The sequence below is a fragment of the Staphylococcus sp. TCBT05 genome, from assembly GCF_055179755.1.
Window position 1 is genome coordinate 1 of the sequence record NZ_JBUQDQ010000012.1, and the last position, 6,399, is coordinate 6,399.

A 6,399-nucleotide genomic window follows, 5' to 3' on the forward strand; every position below is an offset into this window, starting at 1 on the left:
AGATCATCCACCAGCTTTGAACTTATTTCATCGTTTTCCAAATGAAGATATCCAAACAGTGGTTGAATCCATTATGGAAATGATTAAGTTAATGATTCAAGGGCAAGCACAACAAACAGAACGATTACTAAGGGCCATTATTGGTACGTTACTTTGTGATAAGAGTCAAATTCATACGATTTTAAGTATCCCACTCTTTATTAGTGATGAACTGTTTCGAGCAAATGTAATTGCCAATTTACAAGGGCCAGAACAAAAATATTACTCTCACTTTTGGAAATATGAAGTGGGAAGCGCGTTAGAAGACAGCACACAAGCGATTTTAAACCGATTAGATATCTTTCGTAATACGTTGTATTTAAAGCGTATGTACGGGCAAACAGGTTTTTCCTTAGAAATTCGAAAGTGGATGGATGAAGGACACCTTATCTTTTACGATTTAGCGGGAATGGGAAAAGAAGATACTTTGCTTACAGTCGGTTACATTTGTAACCAATATCACCGTATCGCCCAACAGCGGCCGCATGGTTCCAAACTACACTTAGGTGTAATCGATGAAGCTCATGACGTGCCAGTACCCATTCTTCCTAAAATTATTGCGAAGGATCGAAAGCATGGATTTGGATTATGGGTGATTACCCAGCAAGTTTCGGGACAGTTAGACAGAGAACTAACAGACATGTTAACAGAAGCGGGCGGAAATTACTTTGTATGTAGGCAAGGCCATAATTCCGCGAAAACGTTAGAGGGCATCATGCAAAAGCAATTCCGTACAGAGTATTTGCAAAACCTTCCTAACTTAGTTGTAGCGATTCAAACACAAGATTATATCAGAGGTGAGGCAAAAAATGTGTGGTGTACCATACGTGTTCCACCATTAGACCGATACCTACCAAATGGGAAAGCAGCAAATTATAAAAACGAAAAAGAAATTTATGCATCAAATGAATGGACTAGAGCAAAGATACAGTCTTTAGAGCAACAAAATGGGAAGGCAGGATCAGAAATCGACAAGGAAATTGATGAGTTTCTATATGGAAAAGGTAAATACCTACAAGATAGAAAAGTCGACTTATCGAAAGAAGAACCTGTTGTGACATCGGGATTTGATGAGTTAGAAAAGAAACTATCTTCTCATGAAGAGGCGAAAGAAACGGTTTCCGAAACAAAGCCAGTCGAACCCGCACATCAAGCGCAAATTATCCCATTCCGAAAGCAAGCTACGACAACAACAGAAGTAAAGAAAGAAAATAAGCCAGTAAAAGAGCCTGTTACAACAATCGAAAAAGAACAAACAGTATCAATTGAAATAGGAAATCTAGAAATAAAAGAGGATACACCGCAAGAAGAAGTGAGCATTTTCGATAGTTGGGAAAAGGAGTAAGGGGCATGGGAAACATTTTATTTCAAATTGCAGATGAACAACTACTCATGAGCTTGCATACACACATCTACCTGGATATTGAGTACATTCATCAAAAGGTGTATGTGGATTATACAAAAAAATCTGTAACAAATCGTTTATATAAGCTAGATCAAGCGGGCTATATCCGTTACGAGTATTTACCTGTTACATCATCGAGAAATCAGAAACGAAAAGTTGCGAAACCTCAACGCATTTATACCTTAACACCAAAAGGAGTTGAAATGGTTCGTGGATTTCGAGGGGAAGTGCATTGGAAAAATAGTTGGTCCAAACGCTCGGCATCCTTTGTATATCACAGTTTAATGTTAGCGAAAATTGAATGTGCCATGACATTAATATCGAAGCAAGAAGAAAGATTGGAACTAAAGGAATGGATCAACGAACCGCGGGCCACATTTCAATATGCAAAAGGAAAAAGTCGTGTCATACGCCCAGATGGAATTGCGGTGATTGGATTAAAAGAAGAGATCGATAAAAACATTGGTGTATTTATGGAAATGGAACGGTCTTACGGATCAAAAGAAGTATTAGAAAAAAAGATTATCCGTTATAACGATTTCATGGCACAAGAAGGAAAAGCAGCAGATTATCGGACGCATATTGGTATGAGTTATGAAATATTGCAATGGCGCCTGGTATTTATCGCGGGTAGTGAAAGTAGAGAAAAAGAATTGATTCGCTATTTAAAAGGGATAAGTAGTCCAGAAATACCAGTGTTTATCACACTGTTTCAAGATATATTGCAAGACCCATTCGGTAACGTTTATCGCAATATTCAGAATCCAGAGAAGAAAGTGAGGCTGTAAAAATGTGTTTCGGTTTATTTTATCGATAAGCGCCAGTATTTTTCTGTTAGTTGTCTTTTCAGATTGGTTATTTGAAAGAGCACCAGGATCACGAGAAGCCTGGGAAGCGGTGAAAAGTAAAGTGGTGGAAATTTACTATACGCAAGGATGGGAAGGTGTCTTGCTTTTCTTTCTAGTCGTAGTGGGAATATGGAAGATGGTCGATCACAAGGGGGGCTAAAAAGTGCCAAATCCTAGTCTAATATCTTCATATGGAAATCCCATTTTGGTAGGTTTTGTTATCAGTATGGTCATGTTTGTGTTAATAGGGTATGCAATTTACACAAAAAAATGGGAGATGTTCATTTTCTGTTTCTTAGCATGGATGATTCTTTTCATAAAAGTAGTTTTTCCGAATGAAATGGCGGATATTGCATCTAAGTTGGCGGATCATCACCTTTGGGTAGATAAGGAGTAAAAAAGAGGAGGGGGAGATAGACAATGTTTACACATAAAAACACCTATGAAAGAGGAAATGTGGGAGAAGTTGAAGCTCAATTTCTAGTGGAAATCTATGAGGGAATGGGTTGTGAGGAAGTACATGAGATTTGTTTGTCTCAAACAGATGTATATATGCAGAAGTTTTATCTGATGGAAAACGGAAAAATTATCGAAATAGAAATTGGATTAAATACAGATGAATTGGAATGGAAGTGTGATGGGGTAGAGCTTACAAAAGAAAAAGCCATGTTAGAAATCGAGCGTGAAATCAGCTGTTATGACATGTTCGAGCAAGCGAGGATAGACAAAGGGTGGATGTTCAAAGAAAAGGCGCAAAAATTCCTTACAGCTTTAAAAGAAAGGGAGAGTGCATGATGGACGAATTGGAAGGTTTGAATTTTGTAAGAGAATTTCGGGCTACAGATGGAGCGTCCTTTGAAGTGGGGAGGGATGGAGACAAACGGTATTTGGTCCATGCTAGATTCCCCTATATCACAGGCAGTCAAACAAAACTTAATAATTTTATCAATTATGAAAGAAATGAAATAAAAGATGAATCAACCGCGGTTGGCATGGCTTCATTCGCTCGTGATTGCTACGAACGATCTTTACGCCAGTACCGAAATTGAAAGGGGGATGAATATGCTTCAAAAGGTGAAACAGTGGTTTGCAAAAACATTTGAAAGTAAACAAGGGAAGGCAAGGAAAGCCACAAGGCTTCCTTCCTATAAAGGCCGCTTAATTGGAAAATGGGCCTTTTGGCTCCTGTTTTGTTGGATGCTGATTGTATCCATCACAACTGTAGTAAAAGGAAAGGGAGATACACAAGCCAAAGCCAGTACCATTCCAAAAGAAGTGACGCAAAAACAAAACCTTGCCTCACGTCCAGAAGCGATTGAATTTGCGCGCGGATTTGCAAAAGAATACTTTACTTGGCAAAGAGGGGATGAAGGCAAGAAGAAGCGTTCAGAGCGCTTACAACTCTATATACCGAAAGCACTTGACCCACAAGTTGGTTTGGATTTTGCAAGTATACAATGGGATTCCAATTTTCTATATGCAACTGTATTAAAAGTAGATGAGGTCACAGATAAAGAAGCAAACGTAATTTTTAAAGTGAAATACAAATTAAGCCGCATGAAAGCAGATAATAGCGGACCAGAGGATAAGGAGGTGATCCAGCAAGTGTCGGTTCCTGTTCGGACAGATGGAAAGGCTTTTGTGATTAGTGGATTCCCTCAAATCGTCAAGGTGAATGAAAAAGCAGAAGTACCAGAAGAAAAAGCAGGAAAAGAACGAGAGGAAATCCATGAAATTACTGTAAAAGAAGACATTCGAGAATTTTTACCAACCTTTTTTAAATCCTATACGACCGCAACACAAAAAGAACTCGCGTATGTTTTAGCCAATACAGATATTAAAGGGTTAGAAGGAGCCATGAAATTTGAAAATGTACTTTCCTCTAAGATTTATCCAGGAAAAACAAAAGGCACATATGAGGTACAAACAGAGGTATCTATGATTGATCCACATTCTGAATCGAAAATGAAAACAGGTTATACGTTGTTTGTAAAACAAGATGGAAAGCAATGGATCGTAACAGATTTAAAAACAAAATAGGAGAGGGGCATGTATATGTTCAATATAAATCATTTTGTGTTAGGAATCGGGCTGGAAGGATTTTTCGAAATGATGAAGACACAAGGAACATACGCGTTATATTGTGCGTTTATCATTGTTATCTTGATCGTAGCGGCAAAGCGTGCATGGGGAAAAGCGATTACGTTAATTGTTGGCGGCGGGATTGTTGCATTCTTCATTAACAAACCAGATGCATTAAAAACAATCGGAACGTGGTTAGGCGGATTGTTTGGCGTATAAGTAAGGGATGGAAAGGGAGAGGGCTACATGAAGGAAAAAGAATCAAAATCTATCATTGTCTATTGTTTCGGAAGCTATATGAACTATATGCGAAGACAGTACGAAATCATGGGGTATCGTCTTCCGCGTGCGGTTACATGGAGGGCACTTGGTTATTTTGCGGCGGTAGAAGCGGGGCTTGTAGCCTTCCGCTTCCTTCCTCCCTTTAAGTGGATATTTGGAGGTATGATCGATCAAGTTTGGCTCATGTATTATGGTGTGATTCCTCTTTTCCTCGTATGGGGCGCGGATAAATATAAAACAGATGGAAAATCACTTTTCTCTTTTGTTCGGTCCTGGATTACATTTCGTTTACGGAAACATCAAAGTAGTCGATTGGTGAATCTACCTAAACTCAAAAAACATGTGTTTTATGGTCATATATGTATACAACATGAAGTCAAAGGTTTGCCAATTGTACATTCATTCAGTGAAGAAGAAAAGAAAGACATACACGCTTATGATGTAACATTTTTACCCCAAAAGGAGGAAGTTGAATATGTTGAAAACGATGAACAGACCACCATTAAAGCACGTTGAAAAGAATTTAGCGTTTAGTATAGATGGAAAAGTATCCGCAGTATATGAAGTAGACGGATTCGAATACGATCATCAAGATGAAAGTACGAAAAAAGTATATTATCGCAATCAACTCGCTCTTTTTACCCATCAAGAATATGATGTCCACTTACTTGTGATTCCTCGTACAACAAATTCAGATGAAATTCTGGATGAACATATTTCCACTTTAAAAGGGCCAATGGCACCAACGGGACGCTTTCTATTTAAAAAAGTAAAAGAATACTTAAGGAATGCGGCCATAGCGAAAGAGAACATGGAATATCGTTTTTTCATTTTAGTACAGCTGAACATGGAACAGAAAGAAAGACAAGTTCGTAACCCTGTTGTAGAAACATGGAAGTTTATGAAGAAGGTAAGAGAAGGATTTGCAGAGACAGCTCAAAACATATCGGGTATGAATGTGACGGATATTTTAGAAGAAGAAATCGAAAATTATTTAGAAGTAGAAGACGTGTTATTTAGCCAGGTTAGAGGGGCCTTTCATAATACAAGACGTGCGAAACCGTCTACAACGCGCTTTTTATTCCATCATAACTTTAAACGTGGCATGAAAGCACTGAATCGGGATCAAAACTGGAAAGTAGGTTCTACAGTTACGTTGCAAAATGAAGAAGGAAAGGCGGTAAAAGTACGTCGGCCAGATTTACAAGAAATGGTGCAATTAACAGATACGGTGATCGATGAAAGCCCAGGACGTTCTCTTATACTCGAAAGACAAAATGAAGAAGGGGAAATTGAAACCTCTCATGTTGCTTTTCTTGCGGTGAAAGATATGCCCGAAATATCGGCTTTTCCTGGTGGAGAGTGGATTTATCGCATTCAATCTCATTCGTTAAAGTTTCCTGTTGAAATGAGTATTCGAGCGTATCACTTAGAAAACCAGATGGTCACACAAAAACTATCGAATAGTGAACTGGAATTAAACGATCAACGCCAACAAGCAATGATAGGTGGTCGCACAACAGATTTAACAATTGATCGTAAAGCAAGGGGCGTCAAAATTGTAAAAGATCGATTTGAAACAACGGGAGCACCTGGATATGAACTAAGCGTACTATTTTGCGTGTACGCCGAAGATGAAAAAATATTGAGATCACGTGTGAATTTGCTCATTACAGAATATCGCAAAATGAAAATTGAGTTAGTTAATCCATATGGAGAACAGCTTGCATACTTCTATGAGTT

8 protein-coding genes and 1 pseudogene are annotated in these 6,399 nt (G+C 38.4%); all 9 read left to right on the forward strand.

The window, feature by feature from the left end:
• On the forward strand, positions 1-1,384 hold a 1,384-nt coding region (locus ACY191_RS05875), incomplete at its 5' end, for an ATP-binding protein (protein ID WP_463269932.1).
• Positions 1,385-1,389: 5 nt separating this feature from the next.
• On the forward strand, positions 1,390-2,232 hold the full coding sequence (locus ACY191_RS05880) for a replication-relaxation family protein (protein ID WP_463269933.1): 843 nt from the start codon (positions 1,390-1,392) through the stop codon (positions 2,230-2,232).
• Positions 2,233-2,455: 223 nt separating this feature from the next.
• Entirely contained in the window at positions 2,456-2,689 is a 234-nt protein-coding gene (locus ACY191_RS05885; RefSeq protein WP_463269934.1) for a hypothetical protein, read from the forward strand.
• A 23-nt stretch (positions 2,690-2,712) separates the two neighbouring features.
• Positions 2,713-3,087: a hypothetical protein gene (locus ACY191_RS05890; protein WP_098223591.1), complete on the forward strand. Its 375-nt coding sequence runs from the start codon at positions 2,713-2,715 to the stop codon at positions 3,085-3,087.
• A complete protein-coding gene (locus ACY191_RS05895; RefSeq protein ID WP_463269935.1) occupies positions 3,084-3,341 on the forward strand; it encodes a hypothetical protein in 258 nt (85 codons plus the stop codon). Before ACY191_RS05890 ends, ACY191_RS05895 begins: the two co-directional genes overlap by 4 nt.
• A 13-nt stretch (positions 3,342-3,354) precedes the next feature.
• Entirely contained in the window at positions 3,355-4,332 is a 978-nt protein-coding gene (locus ACY191_RS05900; protein ID WP_098317273.1) for a conjugal transfer protein, read from the forward strand.
• Between the two features lie 9 nt (positions 4,333-4,341).
• Positions 4,342-4,593: a TcpD family membrane protein gene (locus ACY191_RS05905; protein WP_043938597.1), complete on the forward strand. Its 252-nt coding sequence runs from the start codon at positions 4,342-4,344 to the stop codon at positions 4,591-4,593.
• A gap of 27 nt (positions 4,594-4,620) precedes the next feature.
• Positions 4,621-5,172 (forward strand): TcpE family conjugal transfer membrane protein, encoded by a 552-nt coding sequence (locus tag ACY191_RS05910; RefSeq protein ID WP_463269936.1) that lies wholly within the window; start codon positions 4,621-4,623, stop codon positions 5,170-5,172.
• A pseudogene (locus tag ACY191_RS05915) lies at positions 5,132-6,399 on the forward strand (ATP-binding protein); the annotation flags it as partial. The gene ACY191_RS05910 and the pseudogene ACY191_RS05915, both read left to right, overlap by 41 nt.